Source organism: Pseudomonas frederiksbergensis, from assembly GCF_017114915.1.
Lineage (GTDB): Bacteria > Pseudomonadota > Gammaproteobacteria > Pseudomonadales > Pseudomonadaceae > Aquipseudomonas > Aquipseudomonas frederiksbergensis_I.
This window is the reverse complement of record NZ_JAAUOE010000030.1, coordinates 25,193-51,942: the sequence shown is the minus strand read 5'-3', so window position 1 is coordinate 51,942 and position 26,750 is coordinate 25,193. Positions and strand designations below refer to the sequence as shown.

Annotated in this window: 26 protein-coding genes and 2 pseudogenes; 17 read left to right on the top strand and 11 right to left on the bottom strand. The window is 61.1% G+C overall.

Features of this window, described 5'->3' with window-relative positions; all coding sequences use genetic code 11:
- Positions 1-52: 52 nt before the first annotated feature.
- Positions 53-409, bottom strand: a complete 357-nt coding sequence (queD, locus tag HCU66_RS19845; protein WP_007933061.1) for a 6-carboxytetrahydropterin synthase QueD — start codon at positions 407-409, stop codon at positions 53-55.
- A 75-nt stretch (positions 410-484) separates the two neighbouring features.
- A complete protein-coding gene (locus HCU66_RS19840; protein ID WP_205890091.1) occupies positions 485-1,564 on the bottom strand; it encodes a patatin-like phospholipase domain-containing protein in 1,080 nt (359 codons plus the stop codon).
- 173 nt (positions 1,565-1,737) lie between these two features.
- On the opposite strand from HCU66_RS19840, the gene HCU66_RS19835 reads away from it, so the two are divergent.
- The 4 genes from HCU66_RS19835 to HCU66_RS19820 are packed head-to-tail and all read left to right on the top strand — an operon-like array spanning position 1,738 to position 4,348.
- Positions 1,738-2,046 (top strand): PepSY domain-containing protein, encoded by a 309-nt coding sequence (locus HCU66_RS19835; RefSeq protein WP_205890088.1) that lies wholly within the window; start codon positions 1,738-1,740, stop codon positions 2,044-2,046.
- Positions 2,046-2,366, top strand: a complete 321-nt coding sequence (locus HCU66_RS19830) for a PepSY domain-containing protein (RefSeq protein WP_205890085.1) — start codon at positions 2,046-2,048, stop codon at positions 2,364-2,366. Before HCU66_RS19835 ends, HCU66_RS19830 begins: the two co-directional genes overlap by 1 nt.
- Before the next feature lie 3 nt (positions 2,367-2,369).
- Positions 2,370-3,038 carry a response regulator transcription factor gene (locus HCU66_RS19825; RefSeq protein ID WP_205890083.1) on the top strand — a complete coding sequence of 223 codons (669 nt, stop codon included), beginning with the start codon at positions 2,370-2,372 and terminating at the stop codon, positions 3,036-3,038.
- Positions 3,035-4,348 carry an ATP-binding protein gene (locus HCU66_RS19820; protein WP_205890081.1) on the top strand — a complete coding sequence of 438 codons (1,314 nt, stop codon included), beginning with the start codon at positions 3,035-3,037 and terminating at the stop codon, positions 4,346-4,348. Before HCU66_RS19825 ends, HCU66_RS19820 begins: the two co-directional genes overlap by 4 nt.
- Positions 4,349-4,625: 277 nt before the next feature.
- On the opposite strand, the gene HCU66_RS27565 is transcribed toward HCU66_RS19820, so the two are convergent.
- Positions 4,626-5,381: a methyl-accepting chemotaxis protein gene (locus tag HCU66_RS27565; RefSeq protein ID WP_420908065.1), complete on the bottom strand. Its 756-nt coding sequence runs from the start codon at positions 5,379-5,381 to the stop codon at positions 4,626-4,628.
- A gap of 102 nt (positions 5,382-5,483) precedes the next feature.
- Positions 5,484-5,630, bottom strand: a pseudogene (locus tag HCU66_RS27560) (HAMP domain-containing protein); the annotation flags it as partial.
- Between the two features lie 1,516 nt (positions 5,631-7,146).
- Here HCU66_RS27560 and HCU66_RS19810 point away from each other — a divergent pair.
- The 4 genes and pseudogenes from HCU66_RS19810 (at position 7,147) to HCU66_RS19800 (ending at position 10,537) form a co-directional block, all read left to right on the top strand.
- Positions 7,147-8,463: a Na+/H+ antiporter NhaC family protein gene (locus tag HCU66_RS19810; RefSeq protein WP_205890113.1), complete on the top strand. Its 1,317-nt coding sequence runs from the start codon at positions 7,147-7,149 to the stop codon at positions 8,461-8,463.
- A 140-nt stretch (positions 8,464-8,603) separates the two neighbouring features.
- Positions 8,604-9,428, top strand: a pseudogene (locus HCU66_RS27555) (cache domain-containing protein); the annotation flags it as partial.
- A gap of 36 nt (positions 9,429-9,464) precedes the next feature.
- The gene (locus HCU66_RS27550; RefSeq protein ID WP_420908064.1) at positions 9,465-10,286 is read left to right on the top strand and encodes a methyl-accepting chemotaxis protein; all 822 of its coding nucleotides are present in this window, start codon (positions 9,465-9,467) and stop codon (positions 10,284-10,286) included.
- Between the two features lie 95 nt (positions 10,287-10,381).
- On the top strand, positions 10,382-10,537 hold the full coding sequence (locus HCU66_RS19800; RefSeq protein ID WP_205890076.1) for a metallothionein: 156 nt from the start codon (positions 10,382-10,384) through the stop codon (positions 10,535-10,537).
- A 102-nt stretch (positions 10,538-10,639) separates the two neighbouring features.
- On the opposite strand, the gene HCU66_RS19795 is transcribed toward HCU66_RS19800, so the two are convergent.
- Complete coding sequence (locus tag HCU66_RS19795) at positions 10,640-10,867, bottom strand: DUF6555 family protein (RefSeq protein WP_205890074.1); 228 nt, start codon at positions 10,865-10,867, stop codon at positions 10,640-10,642.
- A gap of 146 nt (positions 10,868-11,013) precedes the next feature.
- Between HCU66_RS19795 and HCU66_RS19790 the strand changes: the two genes are divergently transcribed.
- The 3 genes from HCU66_RS19790 to HCU66_RS19780 all read left to right on the top strand — a co-directional run bounded on the left by HCU66_RS19790 (position 11,014) and on the right by HCU66_RS19780 (position 13,058).
- Positions 11,014-11,802, top strand: coding sequence for an AraC family transcriptional regulator (locus tag HCU66_RS19790; protein WP_205890072.1), 789 nt, complete (start codon positions 11,014-11,016; stop codon positions 11,800-11,802).
- A gap of 96 nt (positions 11,803-11,898) precedes the next feature.
- Positions 11,899-12,072 carry a DUF1427 family protein gene (locus HCU66_RS19785; protein ID WP_007933035.1) on the top strand — a complete coding sequence of 58 codons (174 nt, stop codon included), beginning with the start codon at positions 11,899-11,901 and terminating at the stop codon, positions 12,070-12,072.
- 29 nt (positions 12,073-12,101) lie between these two features.
- Positions 12,102-13,058 carry a quinone oxidoreductase family protein gene (locus tag HCU66_RS19780; protein ID WP_205890069.1) on the top strand — a complete coding sequence of 319 codons (957 nt, stop codon included), beginning with the start codon at positions 12,102-12,104 and terminating at the stop codon, positions 13,056-13,058.
- A gap of 104 nt (positions 13,059-13,162) precedes the next feature.
- Here HCU66_RS19780 and HCU66_RS19775 read toward each other — a convergent pair whose 3' ends face one another.
- Positions 13,163-14,197 carry a purine-nucleoside phosphorylase gene (locus tag HCU66_RS19775; RefSeq protein ID WP_205890067.1) on the bottom strand — a complete coding sequence of 345 codons (1,035 nt, stop codon included), beginning with the start codon at positions 14,195-14,197 and terminating at the stop codon, positions 13,163-13,165.
- A 24-nt stretch (positions 14,198-14,221) separates the two neighbouring features.
- The gene (locus tag HCU66_RS19770) at positions 14,222-15,178 is read right to left on the bottom strand and encodes a nucleoside-specific channel-forming protein Tsx (protein ID WP_205890065.1); all 957 of its coding nucleotides are present in this window, start codon (positions 15,176-15,178) and stop codon (positions 14,222-14,224) included.
- Between the two features lie 313 nt (positions 15,179-15,491).
- Here HCU66_RS19770 and selD point away from each other — a divergent pair, with 313 nt between their 5' ends.
- Both selD and mnmH read left to right on the top strand, forming a co-directional pair.
- Positions 15,492-16,526, top strand: coding sequence for a selenide, water dikinase SelD (gene selD, locus HCU66_RS19765; protein ID WP_205890063.1), 1,035 nt, complete (start codon positions 15,492-15,494; stop codon positions 16,524-16,526).
- Positions 16,526-17,629: a tRNA 2-selenouridine(34) synthase MnmH gene (gene mnmH / locus HCU66_RS19760; RefSeq protein WP_205890061.1), complete on the top strand. Its 1,104-nt coding sequence runs from the start codon at positions 16,526-16,528 to the stop codon at positions 17,627-17,629. Before selD ends, mnmH begins: the two co-directional genes overlap by 1 nt.
- A 62-nt stretch (positions 17,630-17,691) precedes the next feature.
- Here mnmH and HCU66_RS19755 read toward each other — a convergent pair whose 3' ends face one another.
- Positions 17,692-18,366, bottom strand: a complete 675-nt coding sequence (locus HCU66_RS19755; protein ID WP_205890059.1) for a histidine phosphatase family protein — start codon at positions 18,364-18,366, stop codon at positions 17,692-17,694.
- A gap of 330 nt (positions 18,367-18,696) precedes the next feature.
- Between HCU66_RS19755 and HCU66_RS19750 the strand changes: the two genes are divergently transcribed.
- The gene (locus tag HCU66_RS19750) at positions 18,697-19,404 is read left to right on the top strand and encodes a glutathione binding-like protein (RefSeq protein WP_205890057.1); all 708 of its coding nucleotides are present in this window, start codon (positions 18,697-18,699) and stop codon (positions 19,402-19,404) included.
- Positions 19,405-19,537: 133 nt separating this feature from the next.
- On the opposite strand, the gene HCU66_RS19745 is transcribed toward HCU66_RS19750, so the two are convergent.
- The gene (locus HCU66_RS19745; RefSeq protein WP_205890056.1) at positions 19,538-21,067 is read right to left on the bottom strand and encodes an FAD-dependent oxidoreductase; all 1,530 of its coding nucleotides are present in this window, start codon (positions 21,065-21,067) and stop codon (positions 19,538-19,540) included.
- Positions 21,068-21,245: 178 nt separating this feature from the next.
- Between HCU66_RS19745 and HCU66_RS19740 the strand changes: the two genes are divergently transcribed.
- Positions 21,246-22,340: a DUF1615 domain-containing protein gene (locus HCU66_RS19740; protein WP_205890055.1), complete on the top strand. Its 1,095-nt coding sequence runs from the start codon at positions 21,246-21,248 to the stop codon at positions 22,338-22,340.
- Between the two features lie 99 nt (positions 22,341-22,439).
- Positions 22,440-23,060 carry a glutathione S-transferase N-terminal domain-containing protein gene (locus HCU66_RS19735; protein WP_205890054.1) on the top strand — a complete coding sequence of 207 codons (621 nt, stop codon included), beginning with the start codon at positions 22,440-22,442 and terminating at the stop codon, positions 23,058-23,060.
- Between the two features lie 148 nt (positions 23,061-23,208).
- Here the strand turns inward: HCU66_RS19735 and HCU66_RS19730 are convergent, their stop codons facing one another.
- A complete protein-coding gene (locus HCU66_RS19730; protein ID WP_205890053.1) occupies positions 23,209-23,649 on the bottom strand; it encodes a CBS domain-containing protein in 441 nt (146 codons plus the stop codon).
- Between the two features lie 292 nt (positions 23,650-23,941).
- Between HCU66_RS19730 and HCU66_RS19725 the strand changes: the two genes are divergently transcribed.
- The gene (locus HCU66_RS19725) at positions 23,942-26,302 is read left to right on the top strand and encodes a DNA polymerase II (protein WP_205890052.1); all 2,361 of its coding nucleotides are present in this window, start codon (positions 23,942-23,944) and stop codon (positions 26,300-26,302) included.
- Here the strand turns inward: HCU66_RS19725 and HCU66_RS19720 are convergent.
- A complete protein-coding gene (locus tag HCU66_RS19720) occupies positions 26,267-26,737 on the bottom strand; it encodes a DUF1810 domain-containing protein (RefSeq protein WP_205890051.1) in 471 nt (156 codons plus the stop codon). The genes HCU66_RS19725 and HCU66_RS19720 overlap by 36 nt on opposite strands.
- Positions 26,738-26,750: the final 13 nt, after the last annotated feature.

The window sequence follows — 26,750 nt, the reverse complement described above, 5'->3', positions numbered from 1 at the left end:
TGAAGGCTGTTTCTTTATTCACTGACGAAACGTTGTTCCCTTGTGGGACGGTTTACTCGCCGCGATAGATGCAACCGCTGGTGCAGGTCTCGTGGATGCGGATCGCGCTGAGTTCCGGCAACAATGGCTTCAATTCATTCCAGATCCACTTGGCCAACACTTCGCTGGTCGGGTTTTCCAGGCCGGGAATGTCGTTCAGGTAGTTATGGTCCAGGCGTTCGTAGAGCGGCTTGAAGATCTCCTTGATTTCCGAGAAATCGCGGATCCAGCCCGTGTGCGGATCGAGGTCGCCGCTCAGGTGAATCGCCACTTTGAACGAGTGACCGTGCAGGCGACCGCACTTGTGGCCGTCCGGTACATGGGGCAGGCGGTGGGCGGACTCGAAGGTAAATTCTTTGAAGATTTCCACAGTGATGTTCAGCTCTGTCAGGTGGCGATCGCCGCGGCGATGTGGGCAGGTGGCGAGTTTAACAGTTTGTCCTGACTAAAGGGTCAGCAAGCGTTCGCCAAGGCGACCGTTGGCAGCCAGTTCAAGAAACTCATCTCCCAGGCGACGGCTTTCATCCATCGTTGTGCGCCAGTATTTCTGCCGGCTCGGGGCGTCGCCCATGAAGCGCTTGAAATCGTTACGGTCCGGTAGTTTGCCGTAGGGCAGGCGCGCCAGGTATTCCTTCGACGGCGCCAGCAGCAGAACGTCCTGCAAGCGCTCAGGACAGGCGCGTCGCCATGGCAACGTCTTGTCGAACCAGCCGGGGATCACCCGGTCGGTGAAGTGCGGATACAGCACGATGTCGTGGCCGCTGTAGGGCAGGTCGAGGTGATAGTCCAGCAGACCGCCATCGCGGAACGTCCCTGCGCCTGCGCCCGGCAAGTCGCGCACGCCTTGCATGACCATCGGGATCGAACCCGAGGCGAGCAAGGCCTGGCGCAGGTTGCCGGCATTCAGCGCAACGAAGCGCGACGGGAAGTCATTCAGCGCATTGACCGGTGGCGCCAGGCGCGGGTCGTGGAGGATCAGTCGCTCGAAATGCCGTGACAGCCGTGCGCGCCCGCGCAGGTTGTCGGCGATCACCGACGACAGGCCCAGCCCCAGTCGACCACGATGATCGTCCGCCAGCAGGCCGTGGCTTTTGACCACCATGATGTTCAGGCGGTAGTGGGCGTTATCCAGAATCGAGGCATCGCGGCCGTCGAGCAAATCATCGAGCATGCGCCGGGAGCTCTGGCTGATCTGCGCCATGGTCACGCCCTTGGCGAAGTTCTGCTCGGTGTACAGCTGACCGAGGCGGCGGATGCCTTCGGCGGCATCCGGCAGGCAGGCGCTGGCGAACCGCCAGGAGCCCACCGAGGCGCCGATCAGCGAACGCTCCCGGGGCGCCGCCGGCAACCACTCGCCGAACAGCGCCAGGTCCAGACCTTGAATCCCCAGCGCTTTCGGGCCACCGGCGGCACCCGGCAGCGTGCCCACGTCGGCGGCGCTCAAGCCGTTGGCACGGATGCGCGCCATGGCACGCGAGCCGGCCTTGAGGGTCAGGGCAGGGAACTTGATGTGGATAGCGGTCATACCGGGCTCGATGTCTGGCGAGTGGAGATTATAAGCACCCGCGATTGTCCCCGATCAATGCAGAGGGGATGATGTCGCGTTGCCATTCCTGATGATGGCAATTCAGTTTCAATTAAGTTCGAATCGCTAAGGTCGCTGTGTAGGCAACACATAAAAGATACGGAACCACCCCCATGAAAATCCTGACTGCCCTGTTCGCCGCATCCCTCATCAGCCTGACCGCCAGCACCACCCATGCCCGCGACCTGGGCCCCGACGAAGCCCTGAGATTGCGCGACGCTGGTACCATTGTGTCTTTCGAGAAACTCAACGCCACGGCATTGGCCAGACACCCCGGCTCGATCGTCACCGAAACCGAGCTTGAAGAAGAGTACGGCAAGTACATCTATCAGGTGGAGCTGCGCGACCCGCAGGGCATTGAGTGGGACCTGGAATTGGACGCTGTCGGCGGGCAGGTTCTCAAGGATCATCAGGATACGTAATGAAGGTGTTTTTTTTAAATCGGCGCACCAGCAGCCGCCTGGCACTGGTGCTACTGGCTTTTTGCTCGATGGCGGTGGCCCGCGACCTGGATCAGGACGAGGCCCTGCGCCTGCGCCAGCAAGGGGTGATCCTGCCGCTGGAGCAACTGTTGAAGCAAGCGCTGGACCGTTACCCCGGGGCCAAGCTGCTGGAAGCCGAGCTTGAAGAAAAACACGACGTCTATGTTTATGAAGTCGAACTGCTGACCACCGAAGGCGTGGTGCGCGAGCTGGATCTCGACGCCACCACCGGCCATTTACTCAAAGACAAGGAAGACTGACCGATGCGTTTGCTCCTGGTGGAAGACCACGTGCCGCTGGCCGACGAATTGATGGCCGGCCTCAATCGGCAGGGTTACGCCGTGGACTGGCTGGCCGACGGCCGCGATGCGGTGTACCAGGGCAGCAGCGAGCCTTATGACCTGATCATCCTCGACCTCGGCCTGCCAGGTTTGTCGGGGCTCGAGGTGCTGGCGCAGTGGCGGGCCGGTGGCCTGGCCACGCCCGTGCTGATCCTCACGGCGCGGGATTCCTGGGCCGAGCGGATCGAAGGCCTCAAGGCCGGCGCCGACGATTACCTGAGCAAACCCTTCCATCCGGAAGAACTGCACCTGCGCATTCAGGCGTTGTTGCGCCGCTCCCATGGCCAGGCCAATCAGCCGACGCTCGAGGCAGCGGGTTTGCATCTGGATGAAGGTCGTCAGTGCGTGACCCGCGACGGTACCGACATCCAGCTCACCGCCGCCGAATTCCGCCTGCTGCGTTATTTCATGCTGCACCCCGAACAGATCCTCTCCAAAAGCCATCTCGCCGAACACCTCTACGACGGTGAAACCGAGCGCGATTCCAACGTGCTCGAAGTCCACGTCAACCACCTGCGGCGCAAGCTCGGCCGCAGCGTGATCGAAACCCGTCGCGGCCAGGGTTACCTGTTCGGTGGGCAAGCGCAGTGAGGTCGATCCAGCGCCGTTTGAGCCTGGGCCTGATCAGCGTGATGGTGATCGTCGGCCTGGTGCTGGCGCAAACCAGCCTGTGGCTGTTCGAAATGGGTTTGCAGCGCTACCTCGAAGCCGGATTGCGCAATGACAGCGAAAGCCTGCTGGTGGCGCTGGTGCGCGGCCCGCAGGGGTTGCAGCTGGATGAGCGGCATCTGTCGCCGGCCTATCAACGGCCGTTTTCCGGGCACTATTTTCGTATCGACTTTGCCGACAACCATTGGCGTTCCCGCTCGTTATGGGATCAAGACCTGCCGCGACTCGAACAACCAGGCCTGCATAGCAACCTGCAGTTGGGGCCGGAAGGGCAGCAGTTGCTGGTGTTGCGTTCGGACTACCGGCGCTTGGGCCAGGCGATTTCCATCAGCGTCGCCCAGGATTACACCCCGGTGCGCGAGAGCTTCAAGCGCATGCAACAGGTCGGCCTCGGGTTGGGGCTGGCAGGGCTGTTGCTGATATTGCTGTTGCAACGCATCACCGTGCGCCGCGCCTTGCGCCCGCTGGAAAAAGCCCGCGAGCAGATCGCCCAATTGCAGCAGGGCCAGCGCTCGCAACTCGACGAAGCCGTGCCGGTTGAACTGGAGCCACTGGTGGCGCAGATCAACCATTTGCTGGCCCACACCGAAGACAGCCTCAAGCGTTCACGCAATGCGTTGGGCAACCTCGGCCATGCCTTGAAAACCCCGCTGGCGGTGTTGTTGAGCCTGGCTTCAAGCGACAAACTCGATGCTCATCCGCAGCTGCGCAAGGTGATTCAAGCGCAACTGGAACAGGTTCAGCAGCGACTCAATCGCGAACTCAATCGCGCCCGGTTGTCCGGCGATGCACTGCCGGGGGCGTTGTTTGATTGCGATGCCGAGCTGCCTGGGCTGCTGGCCACGTTGACCATGATTCACGGTGAACACCTGGACCTGAGCTACCGGGCGCCGACCGGTTTGCAACTGCCGTGGGATCGCGAAGATTTGCTGGAGTTGCTGGGCAATCTGCTGGACAACGCCTGCAAGTGGGCGGATGCGCAGGTTCGGTTGAGCGTGGTCGAAACGGCTGAAGGTTTTCAGTTGAGCGTGGAAGACGATGGACCGGGGATTCCCGAAGACCAGCGCGATCAAGTGTTCAGCCGTGGCACCCGTCTCGATGAACAGACCGATGGCCATGGGTTGGGGCTGGGGATCGTGCGGGATATCGTCGACACGTGGGGCGGGGTGTTGAGGCTGGAGGAAAGCGAGTGGGGCGGGCTGAAAGTGATGATCGAGTTGCCCAAGCGCTAACGGAGGATTGAAGGNATATCGTCGACACGTGGGGCGGGGTGTTGAGGCTGGAGGAAAGCGAGTGGGGCGGGCTGAAAGTGATGATCGAGTTGCCCAAGCGCTAACGGAGGATTGAAGGTGTGGCGAGGGGGCTTGCCCCCGTTGGGCTGCGCAGCGGCCCCAAAACCATTCACTCCGGTGTAATCAGGCAGACCGAGCTGGCAGGTTTACGACTGCTGCGCAGCCGAACGGGGGCAAGCCCCCTCGCCACAAAAGCTCCCTCACTACAGGTGTCAGGTCACACGCGAAACTGGTCCATCAAACCCTGCTGCTGATTTGCCAGACTGTTAAGCGACTGACTCACCCGCGCCGATTCATTGGCTTGCCCAGACAATGATTCGGTCACATCCCGAATGGTCGCCACGTTGTTATTGATCTCTTCGGCCACCGCGCTCTGCTCTTCGGCAGCGCTGGCGATCTGCAGGTTCATGTCGCTGATCACCGTCACTGCCTCGCCGATCTGCCGCAACGCCGTCACCGCCTGACCGACTTGTTCGACACTGCCCTGAGCCTGGCGATGGCTGTTGTTCATCGAACTCACCACATCCTGAGTACCGCCCTGCAACTGCTCGATCACCTGACGGGTTTCCTCCACGGACTCCTGAGTGCGTTGCGCCAGGTTGCGCACTTCATCGGCCACGACGGCAAAACCGCGTCCGGCTTCACCGGCACGGGCGGCTTCAATGGCGGCATTGAGCGCCAGCAGGTTGGTCTGCTCGGCAATGGCGCGAATCACTTCCAGCACCGAACCGATTTTCTCGCTGTTCGCCGCCAGGCCTTCGACCTGCACCATGGCCGCGCTCATGTCGGCGGCGAGGTGGTCGATGCTGGCGGTGGTGCGGTCGATCACGGTCAAACCCTGACGGGTCGCCTGATCGGCATCGCGGGCCGCTTGTGCCGCCTGCGCGGCGCTGCGGGCGACGTCCTGGGCGGTGGCGCTCATTTCATGGGAGGCGGTGGCCACCTGATCGACCTGGCGGTATTGCTGTTCCATGCCGGCGCTGGTCTGAGTGGCGATGGCGGACGATTGGTCCGCGGTGCTGCGGGCGTCCTGCACCGAGCGTTTCACTTGGGCGATGATCGGTTGCAGCTTGTCGAGGAAACGGTTGAACCAGCCGGCCAACTGGCCCAGTTCGTCCTGTTTGTCGTAGGCCAGGCGCCGGGTCAGATCGCCTTCGCCGCTGGCAATGTCTTCCAGCATGCGGGCCACGCCGAGGATCGGTCGGGTCACACTGCGCGCCATCAACCACACCAGCAGCAAACCGATGAGCGCCGCCAATACGCCCAGGCTCAGCTCGATCAATGTGCCGGCGGTGTTGCTGTCGTCGAGTTGTTTTTTCAGCGCTTCGGCGGGGCCGACCAGGACCTTCTCCGGCACGTCGAGCAACACGCCCCAGGACTTGCCATCGGGAATCGGCTGGAACGGCGACAACACTTTCAGTTGCTGATGGCTGTGCAGGCTCTCGGTCTTGCTGCTGGCGGCGAGCCGGCGCAACAGTTCGGCACCGTGGGTGGTGTCCACCGCGTCCAGGCGCTGGCTGAGCTTGCTGGCGTCCGCGCTGTAGCCGGCCAGCAAACCGACCGGGCTGACGATGCTGACGCTGGTCTGGCCGTCATAGAGTTTTTTGCTGGCGCTCTGGCTGATCGCTTGCAGGCTGTTGAGGTTGATGTCCACCGACAGCGAGGCGATGACTTTGCCGTTGATCATCAGCGGGAACACGATGCTGGTCATCAACACGTTCTGGCCGTCGATCACATAGAAGTAGGGCTCGATCACGCAAGGCTTGAGCGTGGTGCGCGGGCAGGTGAACCAAGCGTTGGCCGGCTCGCCGCTGGGGCCGGTGCTGGTGTCGGCCATGTCGCTTTCGGGCAGGGCCATGGAGGTCACCTTACCCGGTGTCGGTTGCGACCAGTACAGGGCGAAACGGCCCTTGTCGTTGCTACCCACTTCCGCCTGGCCGGCGAACAGATCGTCCTTGCCGTCCAGCGCATTGGCCTCGAACACCAGCGACAGGCCAAGCAGTTCCGGGTTGGCCTGCAGGGCGGACTTGACCTGCCGGGTCAGGTCTTCACGCAGGTCGAAGGCATCGAGAAAACGCTTCTCGGCCTGATCGCGCAAAAACAGCACCTGCCGCGAAAAGCCATGGCCATATTGATAGGCGTCCATGAACTGCTGGCGAATTCCCAGCGCTTGGACCTCGCCCTGGGATTCGATGCGCGCCTGGGCGGCCTCGGTGAGCATTTCCATGCTCGAGGCTTTCACCAGCGCCGAGCTGTGCTCCATGCGATACAGCGAAAGCCCTACCAGCAGGGTCACGATGCCCGCCAGGCACAGCCCGGCCAGCAGGGTGATTTTCCATTGAATGGAAAGGTGTCTGAGCGACATGGGAACGTCCTTTTTATTCGATAAATATCTGAGACTTTGCACTGTAGCGGCCGTGATTCGGCTTTCTTTATTAGTGCGAGAAAATAGAAATCGACCAAATCTGTAGCAGCTGCCGAAGGCTGCGTTCGGCCGCGAAGCGGTCGTAATCTCTGTGTAGGCGTTCTTTCTGAAACACCGCATCGTCTGAAATCACGACCGCTACGCGGCCGAACGCAGGCTTCGCCAGCTGCTACAAAGGGAGGTGTTCGCTTTGACAAGGCGGCAGCGCTCCGGCACAGTGCGCGCCCTCTAATAAAACCCTCTCTTTAATCCGCTGGCGGCGCTTATGCGCACTGCCGGCCGGACTCATTCCGCTTGCCTTGAGGTAACGATGATTAATGCAGTAATTGCCGCGGTCGGCGTCATGCTGATACTCAGCCTGTCCCGCGTGCATGTGGTAATCGCGCTGATTGTGGGCGCGCTGGTCGGTGGCTTGACCGGCGGTCTGGGCATCGAAGCGACCCTCAAAGCCTTCAACAGCGGCCTCGGCGGCGGGGCGACGGTGGCATTGTCCTACGCCTTGCTCGGCGCGTTCGCCGTGGCCATCGCCAAATCCGGCCTGGCCCATGCCTTGGCCGACAAAGCCCTGGCCATGGTCGATCGCCAGCACGCCAACGGCGGCGGCCATGTCAAATGGCTGCTGATCGGTTTGCTGTGGGTGGTGGCCATCGCCTCGCAGAACATTTTGCCGATTCATATCGCTTTTATCCCGTTGCTGGTGCCGCCACTGTTATATGTGCTGACCAAGCTGCAACTGGACCGTCGATTGATCGCCTGCGTCATTACCTTCGGTCTGATCACGCCGTACATGTTCTTGCCCGTGGGCTTCGGCAACATCTTTCTCAATGAAATCCTGTTGGCCAACGTCGCCCGCAGTGGCGTGGACATCAGCGGCATCAACGTCACCCACGCCATGGGCATTCCGGCGCTGGGCATGGTGTTTGGCCTGGCGGCAGCGTTCATCAGCTATCGCAAGAAGCGCGTTTACGACCTGGAGAAAATCGAACAGGTCGAGCAGGTCGCGGTGCAGTACAACCCGTTGAGCCTGATGGTCGCCGGCCTGGCCATTGCCGCCGCGTTCATTATTCAGCTGCTGCTGGACTCGATGATTATCGGGGCGCTGGCGGGCTTCCTGATTTTCTCGGCGTCGGGCATCGTCAAATGGCGCGACACCGATGACCTGTTCACCGAAGGCATGAAGATGATGGCGATGATCGGCTTCATCATGATCGCCGCGTCCGGGTTTGGCGAAGTGATCAAGGCCACCGGGCAAGTGCAAACGCTGGTCGAAACCTCGGCCTCGTGGATCGGTCACAGCAAAGCCATCGGCGCGTTGCTGATGTTGCTGGTGGGCCTGTTGGTGACCATGGGCATCGGCTCGTCGTTTTCCACCGTACCGATTCTGGCGGTGATTTTCGTGCCGTTGTGCGTGCAACTGGGCTTCAGCCCGATCGCGATCGTTTGCATTGTCGGCACCGCTGGCGCACTGGGCGATGCCGGTTCCCCAGCGTCGGACTCGACCCTGGGCCCGACCTCCGGTCTGAACATCGACGGCCAGCATCACCACATCTGGGACACCGTGGTTCCAACTTTCCTGCACTACAACCTGCCGTTGCTGGCGTTTGGCTGGGTGGCGGCGATGGTTCTCTGATTTCTCTCCCGTAGGAGCCCGGCTTGCCGGCGAAGGCGTCCTCGAAATCGCCTTCGCCGGCAAGCCGGGCTCCTACAGTTTTACGTTGGCGTGCCGTTATAGCCTTTAACCACGCCAATAAAATCAAAAGAGTGAACGTCATGCGCATGAGTCTGAAGGCCAAAGTCCTGTCCCTTGCCGTCCTCCCGGTGTTGCTCTTTGCGCTGGTCATCAGCCTGACCACGCTGTTCATTCTGCAAGAACAGGCCAGCAAGGAGGTGGAGCAAACCCGCCAGCGCCTGCTCAGCGAGGCCAAGGCGACCCTGCAAAGCTACGTTGCCGTGGCCATGACCACCATCAAACCGCTCTACGACGCGGCCGCCCCCGGCGATGATGCGGCGCGGGCCCAGGTGGTCAAATTGCTGTCGAGCATCACCTACGGCAAGGACGGCTACTTCTTCGGCTACGACTCCAACATCGTGCGCCTGTTCAAGGCCAACAGCCCCGAAGGCGTGGGCCAGAGTTTCAAGGACAACCGCGACCCGAACGGTGTCTACATTAACCGCGACCTGGTGAAAGTCGCCAAGGACGGGACCCACTACCTGCAATACAGCTCGACGATGCCCGGTAACACCCAAGTGCTGGTGCCCAAGCTCGGCTACACCGAATACCTGCCCAAGTGGGACATGGCATTCGGTACCTCGGTCAACCTCGACGGCATCGAGGCTCAAGTGGCGGTGGTCGAGGCCAAGGTCCAGGAACGCATGCAAGGCGTGGTGCTGAGCATTGTCGGGATTGCCGTGGTGGTGCTGCTGGTGATCGCCGCGGCCGGGATGTTGCTGGCCAACACCATTTTGCGTCCGCTGAACCTGATGAAAGCCAACCTCGACGACATCGCCGCGGGCGAGGGCGACCTGACCCGGCGCCTGACCATCACCAGCCAGGATGAACTCGGCGAACTGGCCGGCTCGTTCAACCGCTTTGTCGACAAGATCCACGGTTTGGTGCGTCAGATCACCGAAATGACCTCGCAGCTGACCGGGCTGGTGAATCAGGTGTCCGATCAGGCCCAGCGTTCGGATCAGGCCATGGAGCGCCAGCGTCACGAGACCGATCAGGTGGCCACGGCGATCAACCAAATGTCGGCGGCAGCCCAGGAAGTGGCCAGGAGTGCGCAAAATGCAGCGGTCGCGGCCCAGCAGACTGACGAAGAAGGTCAGGCCGCCAAGCGTGTGGTGGCCGGCAGCATCGTGAAGATTCATGCGTTGGTGAACGACATTCGCAGCAGCGGTGTGTCCCTCGACAGCCTGCAGAAAGACGTGTCGTCGATTGTCAGCGTGCTCGGGGTCATCCGTTCGATTGCCGAACAGACCAACCTGCTGGCGCTCAACGCTGCCATTGAAGCAGCTCGCGCTGGTGAGGCCGGGCGTGGTTTTGCGGTGGTCGCCGACGAAGTGCGGGCGCTGGCCAGTCGCACGCAAATCAGCACCCAGGAAATCCAGGGCATGATCGACCGCTTGCAGGCCGGCACCCAATCGGCGGTCGAGTCCATGCGCCGCTCCAGCGAGGCCGGTGACGGCACCTCGGCCCAGGCCAACGAGGCCGGGGCGTCGCTGGACGCCATGGCGCAGCTGATTGGCACCATCAACTCGATGAACGCGCAGATTGCCAGCGCCGCCGAAGAGCAAACCGCCGTGGCCGAAGAGATCAACCGCAGCGTGCACCAGATCGCGGTGGCGGTGGACAGCGTCGCCGACGAAACCCAGCTCGGTGCACAAACCTCGCGCAGCCTGGCCGATCTCGGTCAGCGCCTGGGGCAACTGGTCGGGCAATTCCGCATTTGATGCGGTGAACGGGGCAGGGCTGACTCCAACTCCTACACTGGTATTACGGTGCGCATCCGTCGCACCCGGACGACCCTAACCATGGAGTCAGACTTATGAACGACGGTACCTGCGACTGCCCCAAATGCTCATGCAAACTGGGTGAGCATCCCATCGTGCGTCACGGCAAGCACTATTGCTGTGAAGCCTGCGCCAAGCACCACGAACATGGCGAAGAATGCTCCACCAAAGGCTGCAAGTGTGCTCACTGACCTGTAGGAGCGGGCTTGCCCGCGAAGGCGGTGTGTCAGGCAACATCAATGTTGACTGTACCGCCGCCTTCGCGGGCAAGCCCGCTCCTACAGGGGATTCGTTCAACTCGCCGGTCGCCAGGTCACATTCTCGACGCCGAATTTCTCCGCCACCGGTTTGCTGGTTTTTTGTACCCGTTCTCGGCCAAAGCGCGGGATCCGGCCGACTCCGGCGTCGCAACTTGCCCAGTGCCAAGCTTCTGCATTGTCCATTTTGTCCAGGCGGATGATGAAAGACTTGGGCTTGCCATGAAGGGTGTATTCAATGACGAAAAGTTTTGCATTGCTCATAAAGCCTGTATTCCTCCCTGTTGTAATAGAAGGATCGTTGGGCGCGCAGAAAATTCAGTCGGATTGTCAGTCGGTTACAGTGACTGGCGACAGGCCGCACGCCTCGCTACCATGGAGCCTTTCCATCCCCCCAATGATCCTAGCCTATGGCCAAGGCCGCGCCGCCTGATTTGAGCGATACCGATGTGCCCGTGCAACCGCTGGCACGTACTTACCCGCGTGGGTTGTATATCGAGCCTCACGAGCATGTGTGGGGGCAGTTGCTGTACGCGATGAGCGGCGTGATGTGGGTCCAGACGCCCCATGAAGCGCTGGTGGTGCCGCCGCAACGGGCGGTCTGGCTGCCGCCGGGTGTGCCGCACGGGATTCGCGTGGTCTCTGACTTGCAGATGCGCAACATCTACCTGCGACCGTCATTGGCGGCGACGCTGGACGACAGTGTGCAAGTGATTGAAGTCGGCGGCTTGCTGCGCGAACTGATCGTCGGGCTGGTGGAACAGGGCGACGACGGTGACCCGGATTACTACGACGCGCTGGTTGGCCTGGCATTGCTGGAGCTCAAGCGCGCCCGGCGTTCAACGCTGAAAATCCCGCTGCCGGACGATTCCGATCGGCGGCTGATGAACCTGTGCCAGGCGGTCATGGCCGCACCGTCGCTGGACATTTCCTTCGAGCAATACGCCGAAAATGCCGGTGCCAGCGTGCGCACCCTGGCGCGGTTGTTCAAGGACGGTTTAGGCATGGGCTTCGCTGAGTGGCGGCGACAGGTGCAACTGGCGACCGCGGCGGCCGAATTGATTCAGGGTGTGCCGGTGAGCGCGATTGCCCGGGCGCTGGGTTATTCGCCGAGCAGCTTCAGCGACATGTTCCGCCGGGAACTGGGCGTCGCACCTTCGCAGTTTTGCGTGAGCCAGCAACGGGGCGAAGCTGCGTAAAAAGCGCTTTGGCCGACATTCAGAAGTACTTGGCCGATGTCCGTGGCAACCTCTCTCTAGACTCTGCGCATACCCCCTTATGCCACGGAGTCTGTCATGAATTACCTTATCTCGTTGGGTATCGGTCTGGGCGTCGGCCTGCTCTATGGCGCGCTGGATTTTCGTTCCCCCGCACCGCCGGCCATCGCGCTGGTGGGCCTGCTGGGCATGCTTGCCGGTGAACAGTTGTGGCCCTTGGGTCGGCAACTGGTGGCGGGCTGGATCTCCTGAAACCTCTTATCCATTTGGTGAAAATGCCCATGAAAGCACTGCAATTCGACAAAACCGGCGACCTCTCGGCCCTGCGCTACGTTGAGGTGCCCACCCCCGTTCCCGGCGCTGACGAAGTGCTGGTCCAGATCAAGGCCGCGGGCCTCAATCCCAGCGATGTGAAAAACGTACTGGGGCGCTTTCCCTACACCACATTAGCGCGGGTTCCCGGTCGTGATTTCGCTGGCATCGTCGTTGAAGGCCCACAGGCGCTGATTGGCCAGGAAGTCTGGGGCACCGGCCGGGAGCTGGGCTTCTTTGCCGACGGTTCCCACGCACAATTCGTCAAACTGCCGGCCAATGGCGTGGCGTTGAAGCCGACGCACCTGAGTTTTGCCCAGGCCGCCAGCCTTGGCGTGCCGTACACCACGGCCTGGGATGCCCTGGAACGCAGCCTTGTCACCACCGGAACGCGGTTGTTGGTGATCGGCGGCGGGGCGGTGGGCGGCGCGGCGTTGGCGCTGGCCAAAGTCCGGGGCGCCCAGGTGCTGGCGGCGGCGCGGCGGCCGGAGCAGGTCAAGGATTTACAGGCCCAGGGCTATCAGACGCTGCAACTGGATAAGCCCGAAGAATTGGGGGCACAGGTCAACGCCGTATATACCGGCGGCGCCGACGTGATCTTCGACACCACCGGTTTCTGGCTACCGGCCTCGGTCCCGGCGCTGGCCGCGTTCGGCCGCATCGCAATCATCGCCGCGCCGGCCGATGGGCATGTGCAATTGCCAGCCCTGGCGCTGTATCGCAAGGGCGGTTCGGTGGTGGGGATCAATTCGTTGCTGTACGGGGTTCAGGCGTGTGCCGCGATGCTTGAGCAATTCGGCAGGTTTTTCGATCAGGACCTGTTGCCGTTGCCGGAAGGGTTGTTTGAATCGCCGTTGGCCGAGGGGCTGGAGCGGTATGCCGAGGTGAATCAGGGCAGCGGTGACAAGGTGATTTTGTTGCCGTAAAGCGCTTCGCGGGCAAGCCTGGCTCACAGGGTTGGTGTCGATTTCGAAATCAGCACGGACCCGTAGGAGCGAGGCTTGCCCGCGAAAGCGGTCTCAAGCCGAACTCAAGCTTCAGGCACACCTTTCTCCCAAGTCGACCAATGCTTCAAAATGTCCTGCACCAACGGATTCCCCGTGCGGTACAGGTTCTCCAGTGCCGGCACAAAACCGCCCTGATCGGCGTATTTGAGCAGGTTATCCACCTCGCTCTGGCCCGGCGCCGGTCGGTCGAAATCCGAGCCGGCGCGCACCACCGCCAAACGCCGGACATCCACCAGACCTTCGCGACTGGCCCGCAGCAGTGCCTCGTAGGTGGAGTTGTCTTCCTGCTGAGTGGTGCAGTAGACGCCTTCGTTGTTGGTCAGCAATTTTGTCCAGACTTCCGCCCGTTCACTCAAGCGCGTCCCGGAAAACCAGGTATTGCCCGCCAACGTGTCGCACTGGGTCACCACCGGCGGCTGATTGGCCGGGGCCGATGGGTACTTCAAGCGCCACACCGCCGATTCCTTGCTCTCGCTCAGTTCGACTTTATGACTCAGGGCGAAGGCCTTGGCCTGCAGCTTCGGATTGAGCTCGAACACTTCGGTCTTGTAATCCAGCGGCGGTTTTTCGTTCGGGCCTTTGGTGTTGATGCCCAGGTAACCGGTTGGCCAGTCTTTCGGCGCGTCCCGGGAGTCCAGTTCCCACTGGGTGCCGAATTCCACCAGGTAATGCGCCCACGCGGTGGTGCCGATGGTGCCGTGTTTCGGGCTGATGCCGGCAATTCCGGCGATCAGGAAGTAACTTTTGCGCAAGTCGAATTTTGGCGACAGCGCCAGGGCCAGGGTCGAAGCCGCTGCATTGGTCTGGCCCATGCCGGTGACCATCAGGCACACCTGTTCGGTGTTGCAGCGAATGTTCGGGTACTCGGCGGACAGGCCCGGTACTCGGACGTCTTGCTTGAGTTCCAGGCGATCGATCCAGTGCTGGGCCTCGGGGGCGAACATGGTGATCAGCATCACTTTCGGCTGGATCGGTGCTTCTACCGCCCCGGCAGAGGAAGAGAGCAGGGTGCTTACCGCAAAACCGACAGACAGGGAAAGACGCGTCATTGCTTTCATAAAACCTCCTGATTCAAATGAGCCTTAAAACTGATAGCCAACACCGGCGTAGTAACCCCAGCCGTTGGAACGGGCGCGGAAGTCGCCGTCGCCGAAGTTCAACTCGCTGCCATCGTCCCAGTTGCCGCCGTTGTGGAAGTAACGGCCGACCAGGGTGAAACGCAAGTGGGTGAAGGCGTAGAGCAACACGTTGGTGGCCACGGTGGCGTTGGCGGTGCGGGCGGGGTTGTCCTTGTGCAGGTCGGAGCCGAAGTCGAAGTTGGTGAAGCCGATATAGGTCAACGAAGCGCCGTTGCCGAAACTGCTGATGGGCACGATGTATTTGAGCTGGGCGCGATAGCCGTCCCACGAATACTCGTTGCTGGCGCCGTAGTTTTCCCACTGGTAGCGGCCGTAGAAGTTGGCCGACAGGTTGACCCGCGAATGGGTGTCGATGTCGGTGCCGAGGCCGCTGTACAGCGTGTTGGCGCGGTTGGCACTGTTACTGCCATGGTCGTAGATCCAGTCGAACGCCACGTACCATTCCTTGAATGGCCCCACGGCCAGGCTGCGGCCGGCCAGGTAGTCGATGGAGATGCGCGGTTCGTGCTCCATGAACACCGGTGAGCCGTGGTCCCACACGCCTTTGTCATGGCTGTTGCCGATGTCGAAGATCTTCGGAATGTCGATGTAGCCGTACAACTCGAACGGCCCCTTGCGGCCGAAGTACTCGTATTCCAGGTAGATGTCGTCGGCCGGTTGCGGGCCGAAACTGATGTCCTTGCTGCCGATGACGGTCAGGTCCTGGTTGAACCAGTCCGACAGGTACGCGCCTTTTTTCGGCGGGTTGGCTTCGGGGCTGAGGGCTTCGCCCTGGGCGGATTCTTCGGCGGTGGCCGGTTGGGCCAAAACGTGGCTGCTGAGTAGTCCTGTAACGCTGGCCAGCAGCAAGGAAACAGCAAACATGCGTGAGCGAGTCACGCGACTGGAGGTGCAATGCATTAAAAGTCCCTTTTCGTGCGGATCCAAGGCCCGGTGATGCGGGCTTGTGCGGTTTAAGTGGTGAACAGGTCGGTATCGGCGACTCGCAAACGTTTGCACAAGCTGTACCAGTTTTCTCAATACGCTGAAAAACAGGAGGAATTGGCGGTTTTGCTGTCCTTTCGGTCAAGGATTTCGAGAAGTGGAAATAGGAATGGAATTCGGGGGAAAGAAGGCAGGGTGGAGGAGCGCACCACAATGGATCGTTTATTGCGGCTCCTGCCAAATAGGGTTGCTGTAGAATCCTCGCCATTGACTTCACAAGGTGCATTCCATGAGCGAGCCGATTCGTCTGACCCAATACAGCCACGGCGCAGGTTGCGGCTGCAAGATTTCGCCCCAGGTACTGGAGGTGATTCTGGCCGGCAGCGGGGCGCAGAACCTGGACCCGAAACTTTGGGTCGGCAACGCCTCGCGCGATGACGCGGCGGTGTATGCCATCGATGAAGAACGCGGCGTGGTCTCGACCACTGACTTCTTTATGCCGATCGTCGACGACCCGTTCGATTTCGGCCGTATCGCCGCCACCAACGCCATCAGTGACATTTACGCCATGGGCGGCGATCCGTTGATGGCGATTGCGATTCTCGGCTGGCCGGTCAATGTGCTGGCGCCGGAGATAGCCCGGGAAGTGATTCGCGGCGGGCGCTCGGTCTGCGATGAAGCGGGAATCCCGTTGGCCGGCGGGCATTCCATCGACGCACCTGAGCCGATTTTCGGTCTGGCCGTGACCGGGCTGGTGGAAAAGCGCCACATGAAGCGCAACGACACCGCCACCGCCGGATGCCTGCTGTACCTCACCAAACCCTTGGGCATCGGCATCCTCACCACCGCCGAGAAGAAGGGCAAGTTGCGCCATGCCGACATCGGCCTGGCCCGCGACTGGATGTGTACCCTGAACAAACCCGGCAGCCGTTTCGGCAAACTCGACGGCGTAACCGCGATGACCGACGTCACCGGTTTCGGCCTGCTCGGGCACTTGGTGGAAATGGCCGACGGCAGCAACGTGACCGCCCGCATCGGCTATGACCGTGTGCCGCGCCTGCCGGGTGTCGAGTATTACCTCGATCAGGGCTGCGTGCCCGGCGGCACGCTGCGCAATTTCGACAGCTACGCCAGCAAGGTCGGCCGGCTTCAGGAATTGCACAAGCGTGTGCTCTGCGACCCGCAGACCAGCGGCGGTCTGTTGATCGCGGTCACGCCCGAAGGCAACGAAGTATTCCTGGCGGTGGCGGCCGAACTCGGTCTGGCCCTTGAGCCGATCGGCGAGCTGGTCGAGCGACAGACCCACGCGGTTGAGGTGGTTTGATGTCCAGAGACTTCACCGATTACCGTGACATCTTCCTCAACGACCGACCGATGATGGATGTGCGCGCGCCGATCGAATTCCTCAAGGGCTCATTCCCCGGTGTGGTCAACCTGCCGCTGATGAATGACCACGAGCGGCAACGAATCGGCACGTGCTACAAGCAACAGGGTCAGCAAGCGGCCATCACGCTGGGGCATCAATTGGTGGCCGGCGAGATCAAGGCCGAGCGTATCCAGGCCTGGGCCGAGTTTGCCCGGGCGCATCCGGATGGTTATTTGTATTGTTTTCGCGGCGGGCTGCGTTCGCAGATCACCCAGCAGTGGCTCAAGGACGAAGCGGGCATCGACTATCCGCGGGTCGGTGGCGGCTACAAGGCCATGCGCACGTTCTTGCTCGACACGCTCGACCAGGCCGTTACCCAGTGCGATTTCGTTTTGCTCGGCGGCATGACCGGCACCGGCAAGACCGAGGTGCTCATGCAATTGAGCAACGCCCTGGACCTTGAAGGTCACGCCCATCATCGCGGCTCCAGCTTCGGCAAACGCGCTACGGGGCAACCCTCCAACATCGACTTTGAAAACCGCCTGGCTGTGGACGTGCTGAAAAAACGTGCCGGCGGTATCGAGCAGTTTGTGCTCGAAGACGAGAGCCGCGCGATCGGCAGCTGCGCACTGCCATTGCCGCTGTATCAGGGCATGCAGCAGTTTCCGATGGTCTGGCTGGAAGACAGCCTGCAAGGGCGGGTCGAGCGGATCCTGCGCGATTACGTGGTGGATTTATGCGCCGAGTTCATCGAGGTGTATGGCGATGAAGGCTTCAGGCTGTTTTCCGAGCGGATGTTGGCGAGCCTGAACAACGTCCAGAAACGCTTGGGCGGTGAGCGTCATCGGCGGATGCTGACCTTGATGCAAGACGCGCTGGCGGAACAGGCGGGCAGCGGTGCCGTGGACTTGCACCGGGGCTGGATCGAAGGCTTGCTGCGCGAGTATTACGACCCGATGTATGCGTTTCAGCGGGAAAAGAAGGGCGCGCGGATCGAATTTTCCGGGGAGCAGGGGGCGGTGCTCGAGTACCTGCGAGCGCGTGGTCATCAGCCAGGGTAATGTTGTTTTTGCCGGCCCATCGCGAGCAGGCTCGCGATGGGCCCGGGCAGGTGCCCGACCACTTACGTCGGACAGGTCTCCCGACCGTTATCCAGCCCTTGCTTGTAGCTGTGGCTCTGCAAGCTGGCCTTGCCGTTGTGCCAGGTCAGGGTGAGTACGTACAGCGAGTCGTAGTCGCTGGATGCCCAGTCATCGGTGATGTTCTGTTTCTTGCCGACGGCTTCTCCGGCGACCTTGTTGATCAGCTCAGGCAGGTAGCCGTGGGACCAGGCGGTATAGATGACCGAGTTGTGATACTTGTCGTGAAGCAGTTCGTCCGCCAGATCGCTGGTGTCGTTGGCCGAGAAGTTGATGTTCACCGGCAAACCGAGCTTGATCGCGCTGGGGCTGATGGTCATCAGGGGGCGGATGTAACTGTAGGAATTATCCAATTCACCTTCCTCGACATTACGCGTCGGGTTGGCGGCAAACACGTAGTTGGCCTTGCCGAATTTTTCCGGCAGCAAGGTGGCCAGGTCGATGGCGCGGTTGAGCCCCTGACAATTGAGCTGACCCAGACCGCCGGCCGGTTTTTCCGCATGGCGTAAAAACACCAGCGTCTGGGTGCCGTCAGCTGGTTGGGCGCGGCTTTCACTGGACTCCAGCGACAAAAACAACGCGCTGACCGCCAGCAGGGAGGGCAGGAAGACATAGGCGCGATGTTTGAAGCGTTTGGCGAATTTCAATGGATTCATCATCGAATAGGTCTTCTTCAGCGCATTCGGTTAAGGCTGACAAACCTTGACACCACGAGCCCCCCGGCATTGGGTATTTTCCATGTCGTTGACCCGGTCCAGTTTCCTGCAGGGCATTGCTCAGAGTCCTCTGAAGCCCTTTTGGTTCGATCCAGGCTTCGATCTGATCGAGGCGCCCAGCACTTTAGCGGTAACCTTGAACGGATTGGGGCAAAGGATATCGACAGGATGTTGCGGATTTAAGTAAGCCAGCGGTGCCGATGAAAAGATCACAACCGCCTGTCGGCGATCCTGGATTATGCTCAACCCTTTCTTTAGTACCGGATGCCCCTTATGACCGACTTGTCTGCATTCCCCATCACCCGAAAATGGCCGGCCCAGTACCCGGAGTGGATCCAGCTCTATTCCTTGCCAACGCCCAATGGCGTCAAGGTTTCGATCATGCTCGAAGAGATTGGGCTGCCCTACGAGCCGCATCGCGTGGGCTTTGACACCAACGATCAGCTATCCCCCGAATTTCTGTCGCTGAACCCCAACAACAAGATCCCGGCGATTCTCGACCCCCACGGTCCGGGGGACCAACCGCTGGCGCTGTTCGAGTCCGGGGCGATTCTGATTTACCTCGCCGACAAGAGCGGGCAACTGCTGGCCCAGGAATCGGCGGCGCGTTACGAGACTCTTCAGTGGCTGATGTTTCAGATGGGCGGTATCGGGCCAATGTTCGGCCAGCTCGGTTTCTTCAACAAATTCGCCGGCAAGGACTACGAAGACAAGCGCCCTCGTGATCGCTACGTCGACGAAAGCAAGCGCTTGCTCAACGTCCTCGAGGGCCGCCTGCAAGGACGCGACTGGATCATGGGCGAGCGCTACACCATCGCCGACATCGCGACTTTTCCGTGGGTGCGCAACCTGATCGGCTTCTACGAGGCCGGCGATCTGGTCGGCATCCAGAATTTCCCGAACGTCACCCGCGTGCTGGAGCGTTTCCTGGCAAGGCCGGCGGTGATTCGCGGGCTGGAAATCCCCAGACAGCCGCTTTGAATCGCGGCCCGGAGGTAAGGGGAAAACCGAGGATTTAACTTGTAGGAGCGAGCTTGCTCGCGAAAGCGGTGTCTCAGTCACCGTAAATATCGACTGACACACCGCCTTCGCGAGCAAGCTCGCTCCTACAGGTTCAGCTGATGTAAGGCCGTATCCCATGATCCCGGAAATACCGCTCGATCACCTTCGGATCGGCGCTGTAGTCGGCGATCGCTACATAGGTATCCGGCCGCAGCAGGTAAAACCCGTTGCGCGCCAGCCCCGCTGTTTCAAACACCGGTCGCCAGTCGAACACCTGCAATGGCAAGTGATGATCGCTGCACCAATTGATCATCTCGTCGCTGGTGTCGCCATACACATGCACTTGCCAGGTCGGGTACTTCAGCGATTCGAAATTGTCCCCTTCACCGTCGTGGGCCCAGGGCAGGCGATCACCGCCGTGAACATGGCCGGCAACGCCCTCGCTCAACGGCATGCCGCGATAGTTGAGGGTGGTCTGGGACACCGTGCGAAACAGGAATTCCCGGGCGGCCTCCAACGAGATCATTTTCGGGATCAGAAAGGGGGCTATGCGAGTGCGCATCACGTCGGCAATCGGCCCGTCGGCGGTGACGAAACTGAAGACCCGATCAGTGGTGGCCACCAGGCGTCGGGCAAAGGCGATGCGTTCGGTTTCATAGCTGTCGAGCAGTTTGGGCGTGGCGCCGCCGTGCAGCACCGCCGCGAGTTTCCAGGCCAGATTGATCGCATCGCCAATCCCGGTGTTCATGCCCTGGCCCCCCGCCGGGCTATGGACATGGGCGGCGTCACCCAATAAAAACGCGCGCCCGGTGCGAAAGTGATCCGCCACCCGGTGATGCACGCGGTAAGTCGAGAACCAGTTCACCTGATCGATCTGTAGTTTTAAGTTCTCGATGGCCCGGTGGCTGACATCTTCAAACCGAAGGGTTTCGGCGCGGTCGGCACGCTCGTCGCGAACCGTGCCGATCAGTCGGGCGCGACCTTCGTTGGACAAGGGGAAAATGGCAAGGAAGTCGGCTTCGTCGAGGTCCACATGCAGTTCACCGTTGAACGTAGGGCCACGGGCCTGCACATCCGCCACGTAGAAAATCTGCTGGTAGGTGCCGCCGGGAAATCCGGTGTCCAGGGTTTTGCGCACAATCGACCGGGCGCCGTCGCAGCCTGCGAGGTAGCAGGCCTGGCAGGTTTCCTGTTGGCCATCGGGCAAGCGCAGCGTCGCCGTGATGCCGTCGCCGGTTTCTTCGAAGCTCTGCAGTTCGGTGTTGCGCTCCACCGTAATACCGAAGGTCTCCAGGCGTTCGATCAGCAGCTGTTCGTGCTCGTCTTGCGGATAGATTTCCAGAAACGCATAGGGCGTCAGACCTTCGCCTATGGTGCTTAGCGGCAGGCGTGCGACCGGTTCGCCCTTGACCCAGAAATTGGCTGCGCACACTCGATGGCCGTTTTGCACCACCGCGTGGCTGAGGTCGAGCTGGCGATACAGTTCCAGCGTACGAGCCTGCACGGCCAACGCACGTGAGGTCGTGCCGGGGGCCGAGGTCTTGTCGATAATCCGCACCCGAACCCCCAGTTTGCTCAGCCACAGCGCCAGGACCAGCCCGGTCGGGCCGGCGCCGATGATCAGCACGTCGCTACGGTTCATGAGGTTGTCCTCCTCGGTATGTGGATCAAGTATGGTTCAACCCGGGTGCACCCGTGGGCCGACTGCTCAACGGGAAAACGCCGGCTGCTACGGAACAGTGAGAGGCCGCGACAGTCATAGCCTGCGCCATGCCATTGATCGTATGGTTAACCCGGCTCAACGGATTTGATGGAGCACCATGCAAGCCAATCGATTGATCATGAGCGTGGCCGCGCTGTTGGTACTGGCCGGTTGCGGCACCCAGCGCACTCAGGAGCCACAGCCCCGCAAGCCCGCCGAGGTCAAGGCCGAGATCGTGCGCCTGCTGCCGGCCAGGACGGTCGACCGTCAGGGCTGGGCCACGGACATCTACGCGGCGTTTGCCGCACAAAAAATTTCCCCGACCACGCAAAACCTGTGTTCGGTACTCGCGGTCACTGAACAGGAGTCGACGTTTCAGGCTGATCCGTCGGTGCCAGGCCTGGGCAAGATCGCCCGGGACGAGATCGACCGTCGCGCCGATAAGGCCCACATCCCCGGCCTGTTGGTCAGCGGTGCCTTGCAGGTGAGTTCACCCAATGGCAAAAGCTACAGCGACCGGCTCAATGCCGCGCGCAGCGAAAAAGAACTCAGCGCGATTTTCGATGACTTCATCGGCATGGTGCCCATGGGCCGGACTTTGTTCGACGGGTTCAACCCGGTGCACACCGGCGGGCCGATGCAGGTCAGCATCGACTTTGCCGAGCAGCAGGCGCGGGATTATCCCTACCCGGTGAACGGCTCGATTCGCCGCGAAGTGTTCACCCGTCGCGGCGGTATGTACTTCGGTATTGCCCACTTGCTTGGTTATCCGGTGAGCTACGAGCAGCCGCTGTATCGCTTCGCCGATTTCAACGCCGGTTGGTACGCCAGCCGCAATGCGGCGTTTCAGAACGCGGTCAGTCGTGCGACGGGTATCCCGCTGGCGCTAGATGGCGATCTGGTGCGCTACGGTTCGATCATGCCCGGCACCACGGAACTGGCGGTGCGCACCCTCGGCAAGCAATTGGACATGCGCAACCCGACCATTCGCGATCAATTGGAAGAGGGCAATGGCCTCGAATTCGAGGACACCCGGCTCTATCGGCGGGTCTTCGCGTTGGCCGAGCAGGCCGAAGGCCGGCCGTTACCCCGCGCAGTGTTGCCGGGGATCGTGCTGCAAAGCCCGAAAATCACCCGCAAACTCACCACGGCGTGGTTCGCCAAGCGGGTCGATGAGCGTTATCAGCGCTGCATGAAGCGGGCAGGGAGGTAACCGAGCCGGAAAATGGCTAAAAAAGGCCCGGATCATGAGGCATGAGCGCACAATCTTCGATAGCTGCTACAAAGAGAGAGTCGCAGAGGAGATTTAGTCATGTACCAGCTCTACGGGCATCAGAATTCGGGGGCGGCCGCCATCGAGGCCGCGCTGGAACTATGCGAGGTTCCTTATCGCTTCATCGACGTTTCAGCGTCCCCGGAGGCTGCGCATGCGTTGGAGAAGCTCAACCCGCTCAAGCAGGTTCCCACTCTGCAACTGCCCGATGGCGGCGTTCTCGCTGAGAGTGCGGCGATCCTGATTCATCTGGGGCTCACATTCCCCGAGTCGAACCTGCTGCCGGAAAACCCGATCAAGCGCGATCAGGTGATTCATGGGCTGGTGTACATCGTCAGCAATTGCTATGCCGCCATCGGTCTCATCGATTACCCCGAGCGCTGGCTGGACGAGGCGGACGAGGCGTCCCGCAAAAACCTCAGGGCCGGTGCCCGCCAGCGCCTGCATTGGCATTGGGAGGTGTTTGCCGATCAGTTTGCCGGCAAGTTGTATCTGGGTGATGGAAAGCCGGGCGCGCTGGACATTCTGGCAGCAGTGGTGACGCGGTGGGCGGGTACCCGGGAGCACTTGCGGGTTGCACGGCCGGGGTTCTTCGCCTGGCTCGAACGCTTCGACCGGCACCCCGCATTGGCGCCGGTCTTCTCGCGGCATTGGCCATAGGAACACCGCCAAACAAATGCGGGGGGCGTTTGTGGCAAGAGAGCTTTTGTTGTGGCGAGGGGGCTTGCCCCCGTTGGGTCGCGAAGCGGCCCCAAAAGCTTTGCGACTGCTTCGCAGCCGAACGGGGGCAAGCCCCCTCGCCACAAGATCACTCGCCGCGGATGTACTGCTCCAGCTGCCGAATCAGTTCAGCCTGTTCAGCGATGGCTTCCTTGACCAGGTCGCCGATCGACAGCAAACCTATCAACTCGCCGTTTTCCACCACCGGCAAGTGCCGCAGGCGTTTGTCGGACATGATGCTCATGCAGGTTTCGACGGTTTGATGGGTGTCCACGGTGATCACCGGCGCCACCATGATGTCGCTGACCGGTGTGCCGACGGAGGAGCGCCCCTTGAGCACCAGTTTGCGCGCATAGTCCCGCTCACTGATGATGCCGACGACCGCGCCATCCTTCAGGACCGGTAACGCGCCAACGTTTTTCGTGGCCATCACCATCAGCGCTTCCAGCACCATTTGATGAGGCGCAATGGTATGGACTGCCTGATTTTGTTGGGCCTTTAGCTTGAGCAGTTGGGCGACGGTTTTCATGGTGGTTTCTCGGGTTTGTCGTTGTTCTTGAAGAATCGTAGAGACACGCTCACAGAGCAAGGGAGAAAGCGGCACATACCGCGCAAAAAGCGTCATTCAGCGATTTTTCTTTGTAAAAGCCCGCCCCTGATGCCTGTAGGAGCGAGGCTTGCCCGCGAAGAATGCGCCGCGGTTTTTCAGGTATTACGCGTCATCGTTCTTCGCGGGCAAGCCTCGCTCCTACAGGTTCTGCGTCTTGACCGACGATCACGCGTAGAATTATCACCTGAATCAAATCGTTGAGGTTGCAGTGGTGGATTTACAGCAGGGTTTCGTCCTGACCCGGCATTGGCGCGACACCCCGGCCGGCACGGAAGTCGAGTTCTGGCTGGCGACCGATGCCGGCCCCCGGCGAATACGCCTGCCGCATCAACCGTCAGTCGCGTTCATTCCACAGGCCATGCGCGAGCAAGCCGAAACAGTGTTGCGTGGCGAGAAAAACGTCGAGCTGCGGCCGTTGGCCCTCGTGGATTTCGAGCACCGCCCGGTGCTCGGCCTGTATTGCCAGCAGCACGGCCAGTTGATGCGCCTGGAAACCGCGCTGCGCAAATCAGGTGTCGAGGTGTTCGAAGCCGACATCCGCCCGCCGGAACGCTACATGATGGAGCGATTCATCACCGCGCCGGTTTTGTTCGGCGGCACGCCCGGTGCCGACGGCCTGCTGCTCGACGCACAAATGAAACCCGCTCCCGGCTACCGGCCAAACCTGCGACTGGTCTCGCTGGACATCGAAACCACCGCTCAGGGCGAGTTGTATTCCATCGCTCTGGAAGGCTGCGGCGAGCGTCAGGTGTACATGCTCGGGCCGCCCAATGGCGATGACAGCGGGGTGGATTTCCAGCTCGAATACTGCGACTCGCGAACCCTGCTGCTGAAAAAACTCAATGAATGGTTCGCCCGCCACGACCCTGACGCGATCATCGGCTGGAACGTCGTGCAGTTCGACCTGCGCGTATTGCACGAACATGCTCGCCGCCTGGCGGTGCCGCTGAAGCTGGGGCGTGGCGGCGAAGAAATGCAATGGCGCGAGCACGGCAGCGGCAATCATTACTTCGCCTCGGCCGCTGGCCGCTTGATCATCGACGGCATCGAGTCGCTGCGGTCGGCGACCTGGAGCTTCCCGTCGTTCAGCCTGGAAAACGTCGCGCAAACCCTGTTGGGCGAAGGCAAGTCCATCGACAACCCGTACCAGCGCATGGACGAAATCAATCGCATGTTCGCCGAGGACAAGCCGGCCCTGGCCACCTACAACCTCAAGGACTGCGAACTGGTGACGCGGATCTTCGCCAAGACCGAGTTGCTGACCTTCCTGCTCGAACGCGCCAGCGTCACTGGTTTGCCGGCGGACCGCAGTGGCGGCTCGGTGGCGGCCTTCACTCACCTGTACATGCCGTTGATGCACCGTCAGGGCTTCGTCGCGCCGAACCTCGGCAATAAACCGCCAGAGGCCAGCCCCGGCGGTTTTGTCATGGACTCGCAGCCGGGGCTGTACGAATCGGTGTTGGTGCTCGACTACAAAAGCCTCTATCCGTCGATCATCCGCACCTTCCTGATCGACCCAGTGGGCTTGATCGAAGGGCTCAGGCATCCCGACGACAGCGAGTCGGTGCCGGGCTTTCGCGGTGCACGTTTCTCGAGAACCCGGCATTGCCTGCCGGCCATCATCGCCCGGGTCGCCGAAGGCCGCGAAACCGCCAAGCGAGAACACAACGCTCCGTTGTCCCAGGCCCTGAAGATCATCATGAATGCGTTCTACGGCGTGCTCGGTTCCAGCGGTTGCCGCTTTTTCGATACCCGGTTGGCCTCGTCCATTACCTTGCGCGGTCACGAGATCATGTGGCGCACCCGCCAGTTGATCGAAGCGCAGGGCCACACGGTGATCTATGGCGACACCGATTCGACTTTCGTCTGGCTGCGCCGCCCCCACGGTCAGGCCGAAGCGGCGCAGATCGGCCACGCGCTGGTGGATCATGTCAACCAGTGGTGGCGCGAGCATGTGAAACAGGAGTACGGGCTGGAAAGTGCCTTGGAGTTGCAGTTCGAAACCCACTACAAACGCTTTCTGATGCCGACCATTCGCGGCGCCGAGGAGGGCAGCAAGAAGCGCTATGCCGGGTTGGTCACCCGCGCCGACGGTACCGACGAAATGGTCTACAAAGGCCTGGAAACCGTGCGCACCGACTGGTCGCCGCTGGCCCGGCAATTCCAGCAGGAGCTGTACCTGCGCATCTTCAATCGCAAGCCCTATCAGGATTACGTTCGTGACTATGTGCGCAGGACCTTGGCCGGTGAGTTCGACGAACGCCTGATCTACCGCAAACGCCTGCGTCGCCCCCTCGATGACTATCAACGCAACGTTCCGCCCCATGTGCGGGCTGCGCGCATCGCCGACGATTACAACGACCGGCAAGGGCGCCCGCGGCAATATCACAACGGTGGCTGGATCAGTTACGTGATCACGGTCGCCGGCCCCGAGCCGCTGGAAGTGCGCAGCGCGCCCATCGACTACGACCATTACGTCACCCGGCAGCTGCAACCGGTGGCGGATGCGATCCTGCCGTTCGTGGATGACGATTTCTCAACGCTGATGGGTGGGCAACTGGGCCTGTTTTGAGTCCAGCAGCGACAGCGTCCAGTCATCCGGTATGCCGTGAAAGTACTGATCCAGCGCCTGATGGAACAGGCTGCCTTTTGGCGAAACCTGGGCGAACAGCGTCATCGATGAGTGAAACTTGAGGTTGTCGGGGTGACCGAAGATCCTGGCGATCGAGCGTTGAGGAACATCCAGCACCAATTGCGTGCAAGTGCGCAAGCGGGGACCCAATATCGGATGATCCAGATAAGCCGTGGCTTCTTCGCTTGAGCGAATGGCGAAGTAGCGGGACATTTCGCTGTCACCCAACCCGGCAAACTGCGGAAAGATGAACCACATCCAGTGCCGGCGCTTCTGCCCGGCGCGCAGTTCCTCCTGAACCCACTCGAACACAGGATCCTGCGCTTGAATGAAGCGTGGCAAATTGAAGGAGTCGAGCTGATCGGTACTTCTCATGCCGATGCCCTCT